Here is a 258-nt window from a genome sequence, read left to right as displayed (position 1 = left end):
AAGCCTCGAGCGGCGTCTGTGCACAAGCGGGCATGACCAAGGATGTCGCCACTCTGAAGGCTGCTATCGCGGACATCGACAAACAGATGGCTCGGCTGCGACCGCTCGCGGAGGAGCAGGCGAAGGCCGAGCGTGCCGCGCTCGAGCGGGCAGCTGCCGAGGCGGCACGTCCGATCGACGTTCCGATTCGAACGCTATTGAACGAGTATCGTGACAACGAGGTCCGCGCCGACGCCAGGTTCCAGAACAGGGAGGTTC

At 64.3% G+C, this 258-nt stretch carries 1 protein-coding gene; it reads left to right on the top strand.

Annotated elements, in window-relative coordinates; translation table 11 throughout:
- Positions 1–32: 32 nt before the first annotated feature.
- The coding region (locus EUU22_RS24325; protein WP_205687968.1) for a hypothetical protein at positions 33–258 on the top strand (226 nt) is incomplete at its 3' end.

Source organism: Ciceribacter ferrooxidans (assembly GCF_004137355.1).
In the GTDB taxonomy this organism is placed as follows: domain Bacteria; phylum Pseudomonadota; class Alphaproteobacteria; order Rhizobiales; family Rhizobiaceae; genus Allorhizobium; species Allorhizobium ferrooxidans.
This window is presented reverse-complemented; position numbering and strand designations above follow the sequence as displayed.